This is a genomic window from Kocuria sp. HMSC066H03 (assembly GCF_001812045.1).
Lineage (GTDB): Bacteria > Actinomycetota > Actinomycetes > Actinomycetales > Micrococcaceae > Kocuria > Kocuria rhizophila.
This window is the reverse complement of record NZ_KV807506.1, coordinates 715,762-734,224: the sequence shown is the minus strand read 5'-3', so window position 1 is coordinate 734,224 and position 18,463 is coordinate 715,762. Positions and strand designations below refer to the sequence as shown.

Here is an 18,463-nt window from a genome sequence, read left to right as displayed (position 1 = left end):
GCCGTCGGTAGTCTGCGGTCATGCGCAATCTTCTGCAGGACCACCGCCGCGTCCCTCGCACCCGCAGGCAGCCCATCTACCTGATCTCCTGGGCCGGCTACCCGAACTTCGGGGACGAGCTGATCGCCGCGGCCTGGGTCAACCACCTCGCCAGGGTGGCGCCCACCACGGACGTGTGGCTGGACGTTCGGGAGCCGGGGACCGTCACCGCCCTGCTGCGAGGACTGCACCCGCGCCTGCACGTGGTCAACACGGTGTTCCGAGCCATGCACGAGAGGTTCCACGGTCTGGACCGCTCCATGCGCAGCCTGATCGAGGACCTCGGTTCCCCGAAGTACGACGCCGGTCTGCTCGCGCTGCGGGAAGCGGGCACGGTGCACCTGCTGGGTGGCGGGGTGCTGCACGCGAACTGGCCGGAGAACTTCCAGGTGGTCGACGCCATGCGCACGGTCCGCGAACTCTCCGGAGCACGGCTGTTCGCCACGGGCCAGGGCCTGATGCCCTTCGCCGGCGATCCCCTCTCCGACCTGGACCACCTCAGTGTGCGGGACCGTCCCAGCGCCGACGCCGCCGGGATTCCCCTGGGGTTCGACGACGCCTTCCTCCTCGCAGAGGATCCCCGCCACGCGCGAACCCTGGGCCTGCTGGGCGACCAGGGCGGGGGCAGGGTCAGCGCCGGGGCGGACGGACCGTGGACGCCCACGGAAGTGGTGCTGTGCATCCAATCCGACACCTTGGCCGAGGGAGCACTCGAGAGGATGCTGGAATTCGCCCGCGCCCAGCTGCAGCGGTGGGATCTGCCCCGCGAATCCGTGCGCTACCTGGAGGCCATTCCCGGGGACGACTACGTGGGTTTCGACCGGCTGCGGGACGTGGTGGCACCGGACGGGTTCATCCCCTTCCAAGCCGCGTGGGACGGGGACTTCACCTTCGGCTCGCACCAGGTGTGGCTCACCACCCGGTTCCACCACCATCTGATCGCCGCCCTGCACGGCGCCCGGGGGGTTGCTCTCAGCGGCAAGCCCGGGTACTACGACGTCAAGCACCAGTCCGTGGTGGAGGCCGGCTCCCAGTGGACCGTGAGGCATGCCGGGGAGCAGCTGGACCCCGTGGGACTCGAGGCGCTTGCCGCGCCCTCCGGGTTTGCCGAGGCGGTCCGGGCCAAGCGGGACGAGGCCGCCCAGCTCTACGGGCGGTAGGCGGGGGTCACGGGGCCCGGGACCCTGACCTTCGGGCGTCGTACGCTCGCCGCGCACCTGGTCCCACTGCCACGCCAAGGGCCCCGTGACCTCCTGGAGTGGAGGTCACGGGGCCCTTGCGGTTGACGGGGCGGATCAGCGGGGGTGCCGCAACCCGTCCCTGTGGGCTACTTCATCTGGTCGAACCGGTAGAGGAAGGCAGCCATCTGATCGCGCTTGACCGGCTCGTAGGGACGGAAGGTCCCGTCCGGCCAGCCCTTGGCGATGCCCACGCTGTTCATCCAGGAGATCTCCTTGTAGAACTCCTGGTTGGTGCGAACGTCCTTGAAGGAGGACTTCGCGGGGGCGGTGTAGGCCGGCGAACCTGCCATGCGGTAGAAGAACGCGGCCATCTGCTCGCGGCTGATCTGCTGACCGGGGCGGAACGTGCCGTCCGGCCAACCCTTGGTGATGCCCTGCTCACTCATCCAGGAGATCTCCTTGTAGAAGACGTGGCTGGTGGGCACGTCCTTGAAGGGAGACTTCGTGGGAGGGGTGTACTGAGGCGAGCCGGCCATCCGGTAGAGGAACGCGGCCATCTGATCACGCTGCACGGACTGGCCCGGGCGGAACGTGCCGTCCGGCCAGCCCTTGGTGATGCCCTTGTTGGCCAGCCAGGAGATCTCGGAGTAGAACACGTGGCTCTTCGGGACGTCCTTGAACATCGGGTTCTGGGTCTCCGGCGGTGCCGCCGGGGACTGCACGGTCTTCACCTCGGCCTTGGCGCCGTCCTGGCCCGCCTTGATGCCGGAGAGGTCCCCGGTGGCGTTGTGCAGGTGCAGGAACAGGGCCTCACCCTTGGTCGAGCCGGACGCTCGGTGCGCGGTCAGCTTCTTGCCGGGCTGGTCGTTGAACAGCGACGCATTGAACTTCTCACCGCGGAAGGAGACCTTCGGGTTGACCGGGTTGTACGTGATGGCACCTGAGCGGTCCACCGCGCCGTTGACGTTCGCAGAGTAGGTGTTCACCTGGTAGGTCAGCTTGGTGTCGGCCTTGGCGGGATCAATGCCCATCTTGGCGGCGCTGACAGGCATCACCATGGCGTTCGTGTCGAACGTGTTGGTGTCCACGTCACCCCAGGAACCGTTCAGCGGCTGGCTGTCGATCACCGTGAGCTCACCGTTGACGTAGCCGTACAGATTCACCACGGGGTAGTCCAGACCGTCCACGCGGCTCAGCGCCGCGTAGTAGTCGGGGCGGCCGTCACCGGAGGTGTCGATGGGGATCTCCACCTCCACGTCGGGCTTGATGGTGGAGGCGTTGCCCCAGCTGGAGATGCCGAAGTTGATGAGGCCGTCCTTGGCCACATCACCCTTCTCGGCCTTCAGCTGCGGGATGTTGGAGGACGTTCCCACGTACTGCAGGTCCGCGAACTGGGAGTTGCCGCCGGCAAGGTCGGTGGCGTCCATCCGAGCGGACTTCGCACCCAGCTCGAAGGCACCCACGGCCGACTTCCAGCCGCCCTGGTCCAGGCCGGTGCCGGCCAGGGAGACGCTGCTCGTGTTGTTCTTGTCCCACTGGTCCAGCTTGGCGTTGTCCACGCGCATGTCCGCGGACGGCTTCGGCGCGATCGACATGGGCAGGCGCATGTCCTTGCCGTTCTCGCTCAGCACCAGGCGGCCCGACTCGGTGGCCAGGAACTGACGCGCCTCTCCCAGCTGGGTCACGGCCTCCGAGGGGTCGTGGGTCTTCTTCATCTGGGCCCGGTCCACGGTGGCGGTCACCTTGATGGTGGCCTTGCCGCCCTTGGGGACGGTCACGGAGCTCGGAGCGGAGATGGTCACACCCGGAACGTCGGTGGAGGCGTCGAAGCGCACCTTGTAGGTGTGCGCGGCGCCGCCGGCGTTGTCCAGGACCAGCTCACGGGAGAAGCTCTGCTTGCCGTCCTTGATCTCGGTGACGCCGAAGGTCGAGGAGACCAGTGCGGGATCAGCCTTGTCGTAGACCATCACGTCCTGGTTCACGGCGCGCAGTGCATCCACACGGCCCGAACCCACGCGGTCCACCGCGGAGGTCGCACCGTTCGCGGCGTGCACGTCGTGGACGGCGGTGTTCATGATGGCGGACTTGAGCAGCTGCGGGCTGTAGTTCTGGTGCTTCTGCTGCACCAGAGCGGCGATGCCCGCCACGTGCGGGGTGGCCATCGAGGTGCCGGTCATGACCGCCACGCCGTTGCCCTGGGCCACACCGGCCGAGCCGATCGCGGTGCCGGGCGCGGCGACGTCGGGCTTGATGACGCCGTTGCTACCGTGCTGGCCGCGGGACGTGGAGTCGTTGACCTGGTCCTTGTGGCCGGTCTGCGCCTTGGCGGCACCGATCCACTCCGGGGACATCTTGATCTTGGCGCCGCCGGCCTGGGCCGCGGGCTTGATCTTGGCCACGGACTCCTTGCTCATGAGCAGACCGGGGATCTTGGCGTTGCCCGCAATGGCGGAGGGGTCCACCGAGTAGTCGGACTCCAGGACCACGCCCTTGCCGCCGGCAGCGGCCACGTTGTCGAAGCGGACCTTCGAGCCGCACGGGAACGGGCCGTTGTCCTCCCAGTCGAGCATGACCCACTTGCCCGCGAAGTCCTGCGAGAAGGGGCTGCAGCCGAACTTGTTGTCCTGAGGCGCCACGACCACGTTGCCCTCGAGCTGCTCGGGCTTGGCACCCGCGTAGTTGAAGCTGCCGCTGTACGAGCCGATCAGCTCACCCTTGGCGCTGTCCGGGGACAGGCCCTCGGCCTTGTCCTGCACGGCGGTGCTGCCCTGTGAGTTGGCCACGGTCAGGGCGGAACGCGCGCTGCCCGGTGAACCGGAGATCTCGTGGGAGTCGCCGGCGTTGCCCGCCGCGATGACGGAGAGGATGCCCTGTCGGGACAGGGCGTCGATCAGGTCGTTCTGGGGATCGTCGGCCGGGCCGAAGTCGGAGCCCAGGGACATGTTGATGATGTCCGCCTTGTCCGAGAAGTCCCCGTCCATGTTGGGATCGAGAGCACGGTCCATGGCGTCGATGACCAGGTTGGTGGAGCCCTCGCAGCCGAAGACCCGCAGACCGATCAGCTCGGCCCCGGGGGCGGTGCCCGGACCGATCCTCATCTTGCCCACCTGGTCCTTGGTGAGCTTGGTGTGGTCGCCCCGGAAGGTCTTGCCGTCCTCGCCCACACCGTAGCCGGCGGTGGTGCCGGAGACGTGCGTACCGTGACCGCCTGCTTCGCAGTCCAGCGGGTTGTTGTCCGGCTTTGCCACGCTGGTGGGGATCCGGGCGTCGTAGTCGTCACCGGCGAGGTCGTAGCCCCCCACGAACTTCTTGGGGTCGTAGAGCCCCGAGTCCTTGGACGGCAGGTCGTTCGACGCCTTGGCCTTCGCATAGGCCTCGGCGGTGCCCGGTCCGCCGAAGTCTGCGTGGGTGTAGTCGATGCCCGAGTCGATGATCGCGACCTTGACGCCCTTGCCGGTCTGCCCCGTCTGGGTCCAGGAGTCCAAGGTGGCGGTGTCCACGACCGAGCCCGCGTTGTTGCGGAACTTGGGGACGATTTTGGAGACCTTCACGACGTCGGAGCGCTTGGCGAGCTCGCGCAGCTTGGCGGCATCGCCCTGGAGGGCCACGCCCCGCATGGCGTTGGCCGTGGTGTAGAGCACCTCGGAGCCGGACTCGGAGGCCAGGGTGGTGCTGGCCTTGTCCACGGACTGGCGGATGGCCTGGACCTGGGCGGCGGCCTGGACCGGGTTCTGCCCCCCGGTGCGCACGCCTGCTGGCTGCGTGGCCTCGAAGGCGCTCTGGCCCTTGAGCTGGACGAAGACGGCTACCTGACCCTCGGCCTTCTTCAGCTCGGAGCTGATGAGGTTGTCGGGGTTCTGGGTGTTGAGGTCATCCGATTTGGGTGCCGGGGTCATGTCCACGGCGCTGGCCGGCAGCACCGTTCCCAGGGCCAGCGACAGGCCCAGGGCTGTAGCCAGGCAGGTCTTGGCGGCTCTGCCGCGACCTGCTCGTGTTTCGTGATTCATGTCTCGTCCTTTGACATTGGGGGCGATGCCGTGAGATGCATCACAGTGCCCCCAGGGTGCGCTGTTCTGCAGTGAAAAGCAACGATTTCGTAAAAATCACCTGTGTTACACCTGAAAATGAGCTGGGTACTGCGCGGTAGTAGCATCCCCGGCGCCGATCGGGTCGCGGCGCCCCGCCCACACGGGCCTCCCGGGCGCTCCGGGTAGACTGGGCCGTTGGTTCCTCCGGCCCCCGGGGCCGCACCCGCACAGAGAGTGATTCCATGCCAGCAATCGTGATCGTCGGCGCCCAGTGGGGCGATGAGGGCAAGGGTAAGGCCACGGATCTGCTCGGTGGTCGCGTGGACTACGTGGTCAAGCCGAACGGCGGCAACAACGCCGGGCACACCGTGGTGGTGGGCGGCGAGAAGTTCGAGCTCAAGCTCCTCCCCGCAGGCATCCTGAGCCCCAATGCCACGTCCGTGATCGGCAACGGCGTGGTGATCAACCCCCAGGCGCTCTTCGAGGAGATCGACGGTCTCGAGGCGCGCGGCGCGGACACCTCGCACCTGCGGATCTCCGCGAACGCGCACCTCGTGGCGCCGTACCACCAGACGCTGGACCAGGTCAGCGAGCGGTTCCTGGGCAAGCGCGCGATCGGCACCACCGGGCGCGGCATCGGCCCCACCTACATGGACAAGGTCGGGCGCCTGGGCATCCGGGTGCAGGACGTGCTGGACGAATCCATCCTGCGGCAGAAGATCGAGGGTGCGCTGCGTCAGAAGAACGAGCTGCTGGTCAAGCTCTACAACCGGCGGGCGTTCGAGGTGGACGAGATCGCGGAGTACTTCATGGGTTTCGCGGAGCGACTGTCCCCCATGATCGTGGACTCCACCCGGCTGCTCAACGAGGCCCTGGACCGCGACGAGGTGGTCCTGATGGAGGGTGGGCAGGCCACCTACCTGGACGTCGACCACGGAACCTACCCGTTCGTCACCTCCTCCAACCCCACGGCCGGCGGCGCCTCCGTGGGTTCAGGTGTGGGCCCCACGCGCATCGCCCGCGTGATCGGAATCCAGAAGGCCTACACCACCCGGGTGGGGGCAGGCCCGTTCCCCACCGAGCTTTTCGACGAGATGGGGGAGCGGCTGCGCACCACGGGCGGGGAGTTCGGCGTGAACACCGGCCGTCCCCGCCGCACCGGGTGGTACGACGCCGTCATGGCCCGCCAGGCCGCGCGGATCAACGGCTTCACGGACCTGTTCATCACCAAGCTGGACGTGCTCACCGGGATCACGGAGATCCCCGTGTGCGTCGCCTACGAGGTGGACGGTCAGCGCTTCGACGAGATGCCCATGACGCAGTCCGACTTCCACCACGCCAAGCCGGTCTACGAGACGTTCCCCGGGTGGACCGAGGACATCACGGGAGCACGGTCGCTCGAGGACCTGCCGAAGAACGCGCAGGACTACGTCCACGCGCTCGAGGCCATGTCCGGCTGCCGGATCTCGGCCATCGGCGTGGGGCCGGACCGCGACGACACCATCGTGGTGCGGGACCTGATCGCGGACTGACCCGTCCGCCCGCAGACACGGAACCGCCCCGCTCTCTCCAGAGAACGGGGCGGTTCTCCCGTTGCGGGACGGTTCCCGCGGGGCGGGTGGCCGGCCTGGGCGAGCGCGCGGGCGGCGTCGTACGACGACGCCCGCGCACCGAGCCGCGCCACGGAGCGCTGGGTGCCGAGGTCAGTGCCCGGGGGTCACGTCCGCAGTGCGCAGGTCCACCGGCTTGTCCTTGGTGACCAGCTTGTGGCCGAGCCACAGGGCCAGGAACACCGGCAGGCCCAGGTAGGAGGACAGCAGGCTCAGGGGGTTGACGTCCCCGGAGGTGAAGATGCTGTACCCCTGTCCCACGATCACGATGGCGCACATGACCAGTGCCACGATGGGCCCGATCGGGAAGAAGCGCGCCCGGTACGTGAGGTCCTTGGGATCTCCGCCCTGCAGGACGTAGGCCTTGCGGAACCGGTAGTGGCTCCACGCGATGCCCATCCACACGATGAACCCGGCCAGACCGGAGGCGTTGATCAGCCACACGTACGCCTCTCCCTCGCCGATCAGAGTGGTGAGGAAGCAGAACATGCCGATGAGCGTGGTGGCCAGCAGCGCGTGCATGGGCACGCCGCGGCGGTTGACCGTGGCGAGGAAGCGCGGGGCCTTGCCGCTCTTCGCCAGGGCGTAGAGCATGCGCGTGGACGCATAGAGGCCGGAGTTGCCGGCCGAGAGGATCGCGGTGAGGATGACCGCGTTCATCACGGAGGCCGCGGCCAGAACACCCGCGTGCTCGAACACCAGCGTGAACGGGGAGATGGAGACGTCCTCCACGTCGCTCGCCAGCAGGCTGGGATCGGTGTAGGGGATCAGGAAGCCGATCACGGTGATCGCGCCGATGTAGAAGAGCAGGATGCGCAGGAACACCGTGCGGATGGCCTTGGGGACCGTCTCGCCGGGGTTCTCCGCCTCGCCGGCGGCCACGCCCACGAGCTCGGTGCCCTGGAAGGAGAAGCCGGCCACCATGAAGATGGACATGATGCCCGTGAACCCGTTCACGAAGGGCGCCTCGCCCGCGGTCCAGTTGTGGAACCCGGGGGAGGGGCCGCCCAGGATCCCCAGGATCATGAGGACGCCCAGGATCAGGAAGATCACCACGGTGATCACCTTCACCAGGGAGAACCAGAACTCGCCCTCGCCGTACGCGCGTGCGCTCAGGGCGTTGAGTGCGAACAGGATGACCAGGAAGACGGCGGACCAGATCCACGCGGGAACGTCCGGGAACCAGTAGCGCATCACCAGCGCGGCGGCCACGAGCTCTGCGGCCACCGTGATGGCCCAGTTGTACCAGTAGTTCCAGCCGATGGCGAAGCCGAACGAGCGGCTGATGTAGCGGGTGGAGTACTCCTCGAAAGAGCCTGCCACCGGCAGGTGCGTGGCCATCTCGCCCAGGGACTGCATGAGCAGGAACACCATCAGGCCGATGGCCGCGTACGCCACCAGCGCGCCGCCGGGGCCCGCGGTGTTGATGGAGTTGCCCGAGGCCACGAACAGGCCGGTGCCGATGGCACCGCCCATGGCGATCATGGTCAGGTGGCGGGACTTCAGGGTGCGCTGCAGCGAGCCGTCAGCGGGATCTCCCTGGCCGGGCTGCTGCGGATCGGGCTGGCGGTTGACAGTGGCGTGGGGTGGCGTGGTGGCCGCCCCGGCGTGTCCGCCGCCGGATGAAGATGAAGACACTGGGTCCTCCCAGGGATTGTGGATCCGGGGTCGCGCAGCGGTTCTGCGGCTGTCCGCCATTATGCGCGGCCCGTCCGGCTCGCGGGGCATTCCCACGCCCGGACCCGCCTAAGTGGTGACAACTCCTCAGAAAAACAGGATGGCCACGATACCCAGCAGTCCCAGGAGCACGCAGGCCGCGGCGGTCAGGAGGACAGAGGCGGCGTCGGGGGTGATCTCGTCAGTGGCAATACCGGTGACGGAGCGGCGATAGCGCATGCGCTGAGTGGCATAGATACCGGCCGCGAGGCTCAGGGCCACGATGAGCAGGCTGAGGACGAAGGCGCCGTGCGTCGGGAGCCACCGCAGGTGCAGAGCGGTCGCACCGCACAGTGACAGCAGCGTGCGGCCCCAGGACAGCACGGTGCGTTCGGGCTGCAGCCCCGGGTCGTCGTGCCCGCACACGTTCGCGGCCGGTGGGGAGGTCATCGCGCCAGGACCACGGCCACCAGGACGCCGGAGGCAATGGCCCCGCCGATTGCCACGAACGGGGCGATCAGCGGGAGCGGCAGGGGGGTCTTGTGCCGCATCGACCGCTCCACCTTGATCCACCGCACGGCGGCTCCGGCGCTGAGCAGCATGCCGAGCAGCAGCAGCACGATGGACAGCACCTTCCGCAGTGCCAGGTCGAAGATGTCGCCCGTGAACGCCTCCACGGCGATGCCCCCGGCCAGGAAGGCCAGGGAGGTGCGGATCCAGGCCAGGAAGGTCCGCTCGTTGGCCAGCGTGAACCGGGGGTCCGGCTCTGTCCCGCCGCGCAGCAGGCGGCGGCTCACGGGGTCACGACGGCGCGCGTCCGGGTCTTCGGGATGGCTCACGGTCCTCCTCGGGGTGCTCCTCCCCCGATGGTATGCCGTACGGCGGATCCGGAGCGGACGACCGGTGCCCAGTCCCGGCTCCTTGTTCCTGGGAGCAACCCGGGAGAGGATGGTCGCACTCGCAAATACCTACGTCCTGGAGGACGCACCATGAGTTCGAGCAACCAGCCGACCCGGGAACCCCGGAACCACGAGGACGTCCCTCGCGGCCCGCAGCGACACCACGGTTCCGTGGATCCGCAGGAAGCTCGGGGCGTGCCCGTGGACACCAACCAGTACCACCCCTACGCCCAGCCGGCGGGGCGCTGGGAGTACGTTCCCGGCTGCCCCCAGGACGCGCAGCGCTACGCGGAGGCCACCAGGAGCACGGACACGTCCCTGGTGCTCGGCATCCTGTCCGTCACCGTCCTCCCTCTCCTCGCGCCGTTCGCGCTGTGGCAGGCGAACAAGGCTGAGAAGCTGGGCGGCCGAGCCACCGCGGGCAAGGTGCTGGGCTGGGTGGGGCTGGTCATGCTGGTGCTCGTGATCCTCTGGCTCGTGTTCATCCTGGTGATGTGGGGAGTGTTCATCACCCAGATGCCGAGCGTGGCGGACTCCTCGGTCTGACGTTCCAGGGCGGAGCGCTGGGCAGGTTCGCGGCACCGCCGCACACACCCTGTCACTCGGCACCCACCCGTGAGGTGCCCCGCCTCCCGCCCGGGCGGTTTCGTGGGACACCGCAGGCCGGCTCCACGAGTCCGTGACGACGACGGCCGGTCCCCTCGAGCGCGAGGGAACCGGCCGTCGTCGTACCCGGGGAGGGTCACCAGATGGTGACGCGCTCCTCCTCGGGCAGCCACATGCCGTCGCCCTCCGTGACGTCGAACGCCTCGTAGAACGCGTCCACGTTGCGCGGGGTCTGCCCGGCGCGGAACTCGGCGGGGGAGTGGGGGTCCGTGGCGATGCGCGTGCGCAGGGCCTCGTCCCGGGACTTCTCCTGCCAGACGTAGCCCCACGAGATGAACAGCCGCTGCGCGGGGGTGTAGCCGTCGATGCTCTCCGTGTCCGGCGTCGGCCTCTTCTCCTGGGCGCGCTTCCATGCCTTGTAGGCGATGGACAGGCCCCCCAGGTCTCCGATGTTCTCGCCCAGGGTGAGCTCGCCGTTGACGTGCGGCGCGGCGTCGTCGTCACCGAACTGGGCGGGGGTGAGAGCCGCGTACTGGCCCACGAGGCGGGCGGTGCGCTCCTCGAAGGCCGCGCGGTCCTCGTCGGTCCACCAGTTGCGCAGCCGGCCCTCGCCGTCGCACGTGGAGCCCTTGTCGTCGAAGCCGTGCCCGATCTCGTGGCCGATCACCGAGCCGATGCCGCCGTAGTTCACGGCGTCGTCTGCGGTCTCGTCGAAGAACGGGGGCTGCAGGATGGCGGCGGGGAACACGATCTCGTTGCGCAGCGGGTGGTAGTAGGCGTTGACCGTCTGCGGGGTCATGAGCCACTCGTGCTTCTCCACGGGCTGCCCGGCCTTGCGCGCGAGCTCGTCCACCGCGAACTGGGTGGTGCGCACCACGTTGCCCACGAGGTCGTCCCCGCGGATCTCCAGGGCGGAGTAGTCCTTCCACTTCTCCGGGAAGCCGATCTTGGGGGTGAACCCGGAGAGCTTCTTGAGCGCCTCCGCGCGCGTGCCCTCGGTCATCCACTCGAGGTTCTCGATGGAGTCCCGGTACGCGTCCAGTAGGTTGGCCACCAGCTCGTCCATGCGGGCCTTAGCCGTGGGGGAGAAGTGCTCCGCCACGTAGAGCTTGCCCACGGCCTCGCCCAGCGCGCCGTTCACCAGCCCGACGCCGCGCTTCCACCGCTCGCGCAGCTGCGGGGTCCCGGACAGCACCGTGCCGTAGAACGCGAAGTTCTGGGCCACGAACGCCTCCGAGAGGTACGCGGCACGGGAGGAGACCACGTGCCAGCGGGCCCAGGACTTCCACGCGTCCAGCTCGTCCGGGGTGAGCAGCTCGTCCAGGCCTGTGAAGAAGCTCGGCTGGGCGTTGACCACCGTGGCCAGGTGCTCCGGCGTGAGACCCATGCCCTCGAGGACCGCGTTCCAGTCCAGGTTCTGCGTCTGGCCCGTGAGCTCCTGGAAGCTCATGGGGTTGTACATCTTGGTGAGGTCCCGGACCGTGACCTTGTCCCAGTGGTGGGAGGCGATGCGCGTCTCCAGGTCCACAACCGCGCGAGCCTGCTGCGCGGCGTCGTCGAACCCGGCGAGCTCGAGCATGGTCTGGACGTGCGTCACGTACTGCTCACGGATCTGCGCGTACTGCTCCTCGCGGTAGTACTCCTCGTCCGGCAGGCCCAGCCCGGACTGGCCCACGAACACGAGGTTGCGCTGCGGGTCACCCGGGTCCGAGTCCAGGTCGATGTCCAGTGCTGCGCCGATGCCGCGCCGCATGGCCGTGCCGAACCAGCGCGAGAGAGCCCGCGGGGAGTCGATCGCGGCCACGGCGTCCAGGTCCTCGCGCAGCGGCTCGGTGCCCAGCGCCTCGATCCGCTCGGTGTCCATGAAGGACCGGTACAGCAGCGCGATTTTCGTCTCGGCGCTCTGCTCCCCCGCCGACGCCGCCTGCTCGCCGTCCGCGCTCGCGCCCGTGATGATCTCCCGCACCGCCTGCTCGGCCTGGTCCTGCAGCTCGACGAAGGCACCGGTGCTGGCCTTGTCGTCGGGGATCTGCGCGGTGCGCAGCCACGTGCCGTTGACGTGGCGGAAGAGGTCGTCCTGGGGACGGACCGAGCGGTCGAAGGCGTCGAGGTCGAACACAGAAGTCGTCATGGTCACACGCTAACCACCAGCGCTGAGCGGCTCCACGGGTGGCGGGTCGAATCTGCGGACGGCTAAACCCGTCCGGCGGGCCCGCCCGCCACCCGCACCCCGCTGTGCGCGAACGGCCGCCGGGGCCCCCACCCGACCAGGATTAAGTGCAGCTTTTGCCACACAGAGCGCGAAATGTGGCAAAAGCTGCACTTAATCTGGGTGCCGGGTGCCGGGTGCCGGGTGCCGGGTGCCGGGTGCTGGGTGCTGGGTGCTGGGATCGGGTCGGCGCTGCCGGGGGTGGTCCGACCGCGGAGGTCACGAGCCGTGTCCGCGTCAGGCGTCCGCGGGCTCCGCATCCGAGATCTTCTCTCCGCGGCGTTCGGCCATGAGCAGCTCCCACGTGCGGACCAGGCGGGGCAGCGAGATGATCACGAGTCCGCCCAGCATGTTGAACGGGATGACCCATGCGAACCACCCGAGCCAGTCCAGGTAGGAGTAGTCCCAGCCGGCGTGCATGGCTCCGAAGATCACGATCGAGTTCAGCGCTCCGTGGAGCATGCCGAGGCCCACCACCAGGAAACCGCCGATCAGGGAGATCACGGCGGTCATCATGTCGCTGTTGGTGCCCTGCTGCATTCGCGTCATCAGGGTGATGGTGGAACCGGCCAGCAGGGCGAGGCACACGGTATCCGTGCCGAACCCGTCCGAGACGTACCCGGTGGCCACCTCCACGAGCGTGGTGGAGAAATCGGGGAACGCGGCAACCACCACCCACATGAACGCCCACCCGCCCACCAGGTTGGTCACCAGGGTCACGCCCCACAGCCGCAGCAGCGCCCACCACGAGCCGTGGCCGGCCACCACCGCGTTGATGGGCAGCAGGAAGTCCTCCGTGAACAGCTCCGAGTGGGCCAGGCGCAGGGCCAGCAGACCGATGCCGAACGCCGTTCCGGCCAGCAGCTTGGAGCCGGTGGCGTCCATGACGGCGAGCATGGCCATGATCCCGAGCCCCACGTCGATCCCGCCGAACAGCCCCGTGACGATCAGCGCCCGCCACGTGCGGTGCAACCGGTCCGTGCCCTCCTGGACGGTGTTCTTGAACTCCTCGACCAGCTCGTCCTCGAGGGGCTGGTCCGTGCGCCCCGAGGAACGCCGTGCGGTCTCACTGTCTCGGGTGGCGGCCATGGGGTTCAGCGTAGGGCACGGGGAAGACCCCGGTGCGCGCGCCCGCGCCACCGCACACGGCGTGCATTAGCGGAGCAAGCGCAGAACGAACGCCGGATTTCTGCACTAACGGAGTAAATGCACCGGGCGTCCAGGGGTGCCCGGGCCTGCTCCGGGGGCGTTTCGGGGGTGGCCCGCACTCAGCCCTTGCCGGTGAACTCGGGCTTCCGCTTCTCCTGGAACGCCTTGAAGCCTTCGCGGTAGTCGGCGGTGGCGCACAGCGCGGTCTGCGCGGCGTTCTCCGCGGCCATGGACTCCCACAGCCCGATCCGCTGGTCCCGGATCTGCGCCACGAGCTCCTTGGACGCCACGAACGCCTGCGTGGCCCCGCCGGCGGCACGGCGCACCCGCGTGAGCGTGAAGTCCATGAGCTCCTCCGCGGGCACCGCGCGGGAGAACAGCCCGGACGCCACGGCCTCCGCGCCGCTCATGAGCTCCGCGGTGTAGATGAGGTCCAGCGTGCGGTGGGCGCCGAGCCGCTCGGTGAACAGCGCGTGCCCGCCGGAGTCCAGCGTGGCGCCCAGGTTCGCGAAGGGTGAGCCGATCTTGGCGTTCTCCGCCACGTAGACCACGTCCGTGGCGATCGCCAGGCCCAGCCCCACGCCCAGGCACGCGCCCTGCACCGCCGCGAACGTGGGCGCGGGGAACGCGGACATCCGCTGCAGCAACGGCTGGAGGGTCCCGGTGAGGTAGCCCTCGGTGTCGTCCGTGGCAGGATCCACCCCGGAGATGTCCCGGCCCGCGCAGAAACCCCTGCCCTCACCCGTGAGCAGCAGCGCCCGGACACCGGCCGCCTCCGCCTCGGTGTAGGCATCCGTCAGCTCGTGCAGCGCGGACTCGTCCAGCGAGTTCATCTTCTCGGGTGCGTTGAGCACCACGTGGGCGATCTCGTCCTCGATGGCCAGGTCGATCACGGTGTTCTCCTCGGGGTTGGGGTCTCGGCGGGGTGCGGTGGGCGCTGGCTGACAGGGCGGCGTCGTTCCGACTCAGCGGGCCCACGCACCGGCACCGCGCCGCCGCATGCGCGCCGCGTCCGCACGGTGCGCGCCCCACGCGAGCCGGCAGGTACGGCGACGACGCCGCCTGGGGCCCAGCGCGGCGTCGTCGTCAGGGGAGTGGGTCAGGCGTCGAAGTCCACGCGCAGCTCGTCCGAGGTGGGGCGGGTCTGGCACGTGAGCACGTAGCCGGCGTCCACCTCGTCCTTCTCGAGCGCGAAGTTCTCGTCCATCTCGAACTCGCCCTTGGTGACCTTGGCGCGGCAGGTGCCGCACACCCCACCCGCGCACGCGAAGGGGACGTCCGGGCGCACGCGCAGAGCGGCGTTGAGCACGGTCTCCGCGGCGGACTTGGGGGATTCCACCTGGGCGGAGGTGCCGTCCAGGTTGAAGACGATTGTGTAGTTCTCGCCCTTGGGGTCCGCCACGACCGGGCGGCCCTGCTGGCCCTGGGGAGCGGTGGGCTTGCCCGTGGTGAACAGCTCGAAGCGGACGCGGGACTCGTCCACGCCTCGCTCCTTGAGGACGTCCCGGCACAGCTGCACGAGCTCGAACGGGCCGCACAGGAACCACTCGTCCGCGGAGTCCACCTGGATCACGCGGTCCAGCAGCTCCTCGAGCTTGTCGTGGTCGATCCGCCCGGACATCAGCGGCGAGATCCGCTGCTCGCGGGACAGCACGTGGTGCACGGCCAGGCGCGCGGGGTACTTGTCCTTGAGGTCACCCAGCTCTTCGGCGAACATCACGTCCATGGAGGAGCGGTTCGCGTAGATCACGTCCATCTGGGCGGTGTCCGAGGCGCGCAGCAGGGCGCGGGCGATCGCCATGATGGGGGTGATCCCGGAACCGGCGGCGAAGGCCACCAGGTGCACGTTGCGCTTCTTGGCCACCTCCTTCTCGGCCAGTTTCTCGGGATCGTTCATGGAGGTGATGTTGACCTTGGAGGTGAACGCGCCCTGCGGGTTCATCACGTCCAGGGTGTCACCGGCGGCCAGCTGCTCGTTGGCCCACGTGGAGAACACGCCGCCCATGTCCTTCTTGATGGCCACGCGGATCTCACCGGGGGTGGGGTCGGCGCAGATGGAGTAGGACCGGCGCACCTCGTGGTCGTTGATCTGCGCGCGGATGGCCACGTACTGACCCGGGAGGTAGTCGTAGTCCGCCACGAGGTCCTCGGGCACGTCGAACGTGACCTCCACGGAGTCGGAGGTCAGCTTGCGCACCTCGGAGACCGTGAGGGTGTTGAACACGGCACGGCGCTTGCCGCCGCCCGCGCTGGCTTCGGTGGCGTCCTCCAGCGTGGAGGTGTCCGCGGTTTCGCTCATGATCAGTGCACCTTGAAGTAGTCGAAGGGTTCTTTGCAGTCGTCGCAGACCCACAGGGCCTTGCAGGACGTGGACCCGAAGCGGGTCATCTCGTGGGTGCGCAGGGACTCGCAGCGCGGGCACTTCACGGCCAGGCTCAACCGCACGGGCCCGGAGTTGTGACCGGCGGCAGTGCGCCCGGTGGGCGGTGCGATGCCGTACTCGTTGAGCTTGGCGCGGCCCTCGGCGGACATCCAGTCCGTGGTCCACGCCGGGCGCAGCACCTGCACCACGCGCACGTTCTCGTAGCCGGCGGCGGTCACGGCCGCCTCGAGGTCCGCGGCCATGGTGTCCATGGCGGGGCACCCGGAGTAGGTGGGGGTGATGACCACCACCGTCTCGTCCTCCCCGGCCACGGCGTCCCGCAGCACCCCGAGGTCCTCGAGCGTGAGCACGGGGATCTCGGGGTCGCACACGGTGGCCGCGACGTCCCACAGGGCGGCGTCGGCCGGGTCGTCCGGGCGCCGCGAGGGCCCCAGGGGGACTTCACGGGGCGCCACGCCACCGGTGGGCGGCAGGGAACGGGGCGGAACGCGGGAGAACACGGAACTCACCACGTGGCGCCGGGATGCTGGCGGGCGAGCCACTGCATCTCGGCGAGGATGTACCCGCGGTACTCGGAGTAGGCGCCGTCGCGGGGCTCCGCGGACAGCCGGGCCTGGGCCACGTTGGGGACCTCGAGCTCGGCCTCGGCCAGCAGCGCGGTCACGCGGTCCATGGTCCGCTCGCGCAGCGTGGAGGGGCGCACGGCCACGCCCTCGAGCTCGTCGTGCAGCGGCTCGTCCGCGAACAGCTCGTCCAGGTAGGGCCACATGTAGTAGAGCCCGTCCTGGATGCGCCGCTTGGACTCCTCGGTGCCGAGGCCCAGGCGGAGGATCCACTGGGCCGCGTGGTCCTGGTGGTACTCCACCTCCTTGAGGGCCTTGTCCGCGATCGCGGCCAGGGTCTGGTCCGTGGAGGACTGCAGCGCGGAGTAGAGCTCGTACTGGTAGAAGGAGAACAGCAGCTGACGCGCGATGGTCTGGCCGAAGTCCCCGTTCTCCTGCTCCACGAGGCGCACGGAGCGGAACTCCTCCTCGTTGCGGAAGTACGCGAGCTCGTCCTCGGTCTTGCCCCACGCGGAGCCCGCGTAGGTCAGCAGGAAGCGCGCGTGGCCGATGAGGTCCAGGGCGATGTTGCCCAGCGCGATGTCCTCCTCGAGCTCGGGTGCCCGCGAGATCCACCAGCCCAGACGCTGGGACAGCATCAGGGCGTCGTCGCCGAGCCGCAGCGCGTACTGGGCCACGGCCTCGGGAGCCCTGCCGCCGGTCTCCGCAATGTCCTCGGCGGTGATGGCGACGCCCGCGGACTGCTTGGTGGCGGAGTCGTGGGAGGCGAAGGCGCTCACAGGTGCTTCACCCCTTCGCTCTTGGTGTAGTACGTGGCGTGGCGGTAGCTCTTGCCCTGCGCGGACTCGAAGTAGCCGCCCTTGGAGTCCGGGTCCGAGGCGGTGATGGCGTCTGCGGGGACCACCCACACGCTCGTGCCCTCGTTGCGCCGGGTGTAGAGGTCACGCGCGTTGCGCACGGCCATGGTGGCGTCCGGGGCGTGCAGCGAGCCCGCGTGCACGTGGGACAGCCCGCGCGAGGAGCGCACGAAGACCTCCCACAGGGGCCAGTTGCCGTTCTGGTTCTCGCTCATGCTCACGCTCCGATCAGCTCGGCGGAGCCGCGCCCCGCCATGACGGTGAAGTCCTCGTTCGCCTCGGCCGACGACGCCGCTGCCGCAGCCTCCGCGGTCTCGCGGGCCTGCCGCTGGGCGTAGGCCTCGGCGGCCTCGCGCACCCACGCGCCGTTGGCGTGCGCCTCGCGGCGGCGCTTCATGCGCTGGACGTTGCAGGGCCCGGAGCCCTTGATCACGGACATGAACTCGTTCCAGTCCAGCTGGCCGTAGTCGTAGTGCCCGCGCTCCTCGTTCCACTTCAGGTCCGGGTCCGGCAGGGTCAGGCCCAGGGCCTCGGCCTGCGGGACGATCATGTCCACGAAGCGCTGGCGCAGCTCGTCGTTGGAGAAGCGCTTGATGTTCCACTCCATGGACTGCTGGGAGTTGGGGGAGTCGGCGTCCGGGGGGCCGAACATCTGGAGAGCGGGGCCGTAGAAGCGGTTCACGGCGTCCTGCGCCATCTGCTTCTGGGCCTCGGTGCCGTGGGAGAGCTCGTAGAGGATCTCCCAGCCCTGGCGCTGGTGGAAGGACTCCTCCTTGCAGATGCGCACCATCGCGCGGCCGTACGGCCCGTAGGAGGCGCGGCACAGCGGGACCTGGTTGCAGATCGCGGCGCCGTCCACGAGCCAGCCGATCGCACCCATGTCGGCCCACGTGCGGGCCGGGTAGTTGAAGATCGAGGAGTACTTGGCCTTGCCGCTGAGCAGCTGCTCGTTGAGCACGGAGCGCGGGGTGCCCAGGGTCTCCGCGGCGGAGTAGAGGTACAGCCCGTGGCCGGCCTCGTCCTGGACCTTGGCCATCAGCACGGCCTTGCGCTTGAGGCTCGGGGCGCGGGTGATCCAGTTGGCCTCCGGCTGCATGCCGATGATCTCGGAGTGCGCGTGCTGGGAGACCTGGCGGGTCAGGCTCTTCCGGTAGGCCTCGGGCATCCAGTCGCGGGGCTCCACGCGGGAGTCCTCGCTGATGAGGTGGTCGAAGTGCTGCTGCTCGGCGGTGGTGGCCGCCTGGTCCGCAGTGGTGGTCTGCTCAGTCATGGTGTGTCCTCGG

Annotated in this window: 15 protein-coding genes; 3 read left to right on the top strand and 12 right to left on the bottom strand. The window is 69.0% G+C overall.

The features are described from left to right. Positions 1–20: 20 nt before the first annotated feature. Positions 21–1,199: a polysaccharide pyruvyl transferase family protein gene (locus HMPREF2833_RS06725; RefSeq protein WP_070637053.1), complete on the top strand. Its 1,179-nt coding sequence runs from the start codon at positions 21–23 to the stop codon at positions 1,197–1,199. A gap of 167 nt (positions 1,200–1,366) precedes the next feature. Here HMPREF2833_RS06725 and HMPREF2833_RS06720 read toward each other — a convergent pair whose 3' ends face one another. Next, complete coding sequence (locus HMPREF2833_RS06720; RefSeq protein WP_070637051.1) at positions 1,367–5,227, bottom strand: S8 family serine peptidase; 3,861 nt, start codon at positions 5,225–5,227, stop codon at positions 1,367–1,369. A gap of 263 nt (positions 5,228–5,490) precedes the next feature. Here HMPREF2833_RS06720 and HMPREF2833_RS06715 point away from each other — a divergent pair, with 263 nt between their 5' ends. Then, entirely contained in the window at positions 5,491–6,780 is a 1,290-nt protein-coding gene (locus HMPREF2833_RS06715; RefSeq protein ID WP_070637049.1) for an adenylosuccinate synthase, read from the top strand. 171 nt (positions 6,781–6,951) lie between these two features. Here the strand turns inward: HMPREF2833_RS06715 and HMPREF2833_RS06710 are convergent, their stop codons facing one another. The 3 genes from HMPREF2833_RS06710 to HMPREF2833_RS06700 form a co-directional block, all read right to left on the bottom strand. Continuing rightward, positions 6,952–8,343, bottom strand: coding sequence for an amino acid permease (locus HMPREF2833_RS06710; RefSeq protein WP_223110053.1), 1,392 nt, complete (start codon positions 8,341–8,343; stop codon positions 6,952–6,954). A 279-nt stretch (positions 8,344–8,622) separates the two neighbouring features. Then, positions 8,623–8,964, bottom strand: coding sequence for a DUF202 domain-containing protein (locus tag HMPREF2833_RS06705; protein ID WP_070637045.1), 342 nt, complete (start codon positions 8,962–8,964; stop codon positions 8,623–8,625). Then, entirely contained in the window at positions 8,961–9,353 is a 393-nt protein-coding gene (locus HMPREF2833_RS06700; protein WP_070637043.1) for a YidH family protein, read from the bottom strand. The genes HMPREF2833_RS06705 and HMPREF2833_RS06700 overlap by 4 nt, the downstream gene beginning before the upstream one ends. A gap of 150 nt (positions 9,354–9,503) precedes the next feature. On the opposite strand from HMPREF2833_RS06700, the gene HMPREF2833_RS06695 reads away from it, so the two are divergent. Continuing rightward, positions 9,504–9,959 carry a DUF4190 domain-containing protein gene (locus HMPREF2833_RS06695; protein WP_070637041.1) on the top strand — a complete coding sequence of 152 codons (456 nt, stop codon included), beginning with the start codon at positions 9,504–9,506 and terminating at the stop codon, positions 9,957–9,959. A 196-nt stretch (positions 9,960–10,155) separates the two neighbouring features. Here the strand turns inward: HMPREF2833_RS06695 and HMPREF2833_RS06690 are convergent, their stop codons facing one another. The 8 genes from HMPREF2833_RS06690 to paaA all read right to left on the bottom strand — a co-directional run bounded on the left by HMPREF2833_RS06690 (position 10,156) and on the right by paaA (position 18,450). Continuing rightward, positions 10,156–12,150, bottom strand: a complete 1,995-nt coding sequence (locus HMPREF2833_RS06690; protein WP_070637576.1) for a M13 family metallopeptidase — start codon at positions 12,148–12,150, stop codon at positions 10,156–10,158. Between the two features lie 315 nt (positions 12,151–12,465). Continuing rightward, a complete protein-coding gene (locus HMPREF2833_RS06685; protein ID WP_070637039.1) occupies positions 12,466–13,317 on the bottom strand; it encodes a formate/nitrite transporter family protein in 852 nt (283 codons plus the stop codon). Between the two features lie 179 nt (positions 13,318–13,496). Beyond that, positions 13,497–14,270 (bottom strand): enoyl-CoA hydratase/isomerase family protein, encoded by a 774-nt coding sequence (locus tag HMPREF2833_RS06680; protein WP_070637037.1) that lies wholly within the window; start codon positions 14,268–14,270, stop codon positions 13,497–13,499. 206 nt (positions 14,271–14,476) lie between these two features. Then, the gene (paaE, locus tag HMPREF2833_RS06675; RefSeq protein ID WP_070637035.1) at positions 14,477–15,676 is read right to left on the bottom strand and encodes a 1,2-phenylacetyl-CoA epoxidase subunit PaaE; all 1,200 of its coding nucleotides are present in this window, start codon (positions 15,674–15,676) and stop codon (positions 14,477–14,479) included. 2 nt (positions 15,677–15,678) lie between these two features. Continuing rightward, positions 15,679–16,215, bottom strand: coding sequence for a 1,2-phenylacetyl-CoA epoxidase subunit PaaD (gene paaD, locus HMPREF2833_RS06670; RefSeq protein ID WP_082019307.1), 537 nt, complete (start codon positions 16,213–16,215; stop codon positions 15,679–15,681). A gap of 50 nt (positions 16,216–16,265) precedes the next feature. Continuing rightward, positions 16,266–17,102: a 1,2-phenylacetyl-CoA epoxidase subunit PaaC gene (gene paaC, locus HMPREF2833_RS06665; RefSeq protein WP_012397287.1), complete on the bottom strand. Its 837-nt coding sequence runs from the start codon at positions 17,100–17,102 to the stop codon at positions 16,266–16,268. After that, positions 17,099–17,395: a 1,2-phenylacetyl-CoA epoxidase subunit PaaB gene (paaB, locus tag HMPREF2833_RS06660; protein ID WP_012397288.1), complete on the bottom strand. Its 297-nt coding sequence runs from the start codon at positions 17,393–17,395 to the stop codon at positions 17,099–17,101. Before paaB ends, paaC begins: the two co-directional genes overlap by 4 nt. 2 nt (positions 17,396–17,397) lie before the next feature. Further along, the gene (paaA, locus tag HMPREF2833_RS06655; protein WP_070637033.1) at positions 17,398–18,450 is read right to left on the bottom strand and encodes a 1,2-phenylacetyl-CoA epoxidase subunit PaaA; all 1,053 of its coding nucleotides are present in this window, start codon (positions 18,448–18,450) and stop codon (positions 17,398–17,400) included. Positions 18,451–18,463: the final 13 nt, after the last annotated feature.